The sequence below is a fragment of the Streptomyces sp. Ru72 genome (assembly GCF_002920635.1).
In the GTDB taxonomy this organism is placed as follows: Bacteria; Actinomycetota; Actinomycetes; order Streptomycetales; family Streptomycetaceae; genus Streptomyces.
Genome location: NZ_PQSR01000236.1, coordinates 1 through 1,048 on the forward strand (window position 1 = coordinate 1; position 1,048 = coordinate 1,048).

Sequence of the window (1,048 nt, forward strand, 5' to 3'; positions counted from 1 at the left end):
CCCCCCGGGGACGCCGGCCGGGCGTGAAGGCTCGCTGACCAGGGCGCCGACCGGCCCGTCTCCGGGGCGACGCGTCCGGGCCCGGTCCTCGGCGGGTGGCCGGGTTCGGCCGTCGGCTCAGAGGGTGCGCAGCAGCACCGTCGGCTGTTCCACGCAGTCCGCCGCGTACCGCAGGAAGCCGCCTGCCGTACCGCCGTCGCACACCCGGTGGTCGAAGGTGAGCGAGAGCTGCACGACCTGCCGCACCGCGAGCTCGCCGTCGTGGACCCAGGGCTTGGGGACGATACGGCCGACGCCGAGCATGGCCGCCTCGGGATGGTTGATGATCGGTGTCGAGCCGTCGACGCCGAACACCCCGTAGTTGTTCAGCGTGAACGTCCCGCCGGTGAGGTCCGCCGGGGTGAGGGTCCCGGCCCGCGCGGCCTCGGTGAGCCGCGCGAACTCGGTGGTCAGCGACTCGACGTCCCGCGCGTGCGCGTCGCGTACGACGGGGACGACAAGCCCCCGCTCGGTCTGCGCGGCGAACCCCAGGTGCACCTGGTCGAGCCGGACGATCTCCCGGGCCTCCGTGTCGACGGTGGCGTTGAGCTCCGGGAACCGGGCGAGCGCGGCGGTGCAGATGCGGGCCAGCAGCGCGAGCAGGGAGATCTTCGGGCCGCCGGTCGCATTCATCGCCGCCCGTGCGCGCATCAGCTCGGTCGCGTCGGCGTCCACCCAGCAGGTCGCGTCGGGGATCTCGCGCCGGCTCCGGGAAAGCTTGTCGGCCACGGCACCGCGCACGCCCTTGAGGGGGACACGGGTGCCGGCACGGGACTCGGGGCGCTCGAGGAGAGCCATCTGGGCTGCCTGAGCGGTCATCGCGGTCTTCGGCGCCTCCTCGCGGGCCGCCGTGGCCCTCAGTGCCCCCTCCACGTCCGCCCGCAGGATCAGCCCGTCGGGACCGGACCCCCTCAACTGCCGCAGGTCAAGGCCGTTCTGGCGGGCCAGCCTGCGGACCAGCGGGGAGATCACCGGCACGGGGCCGCCGGGGCGCTCCGGGACGGTGGGG

1 protein-coding gene is annotated in these 1,048 nt (G+C 74.7%); it reads right to left on the reverse strand.

Annotated features, from left to right (window positions below):
* Window positions 1-117 precede the first annotated feature (117 nt).
* On the reverse strand, window positions 118-1,048 hold a 931-nt coding region (locus C3488_RS39655), incomplete at its 5' end, for a dihydrolipoamide acetyltransferase family protein (RefSeq protein ID WP_103845636.1).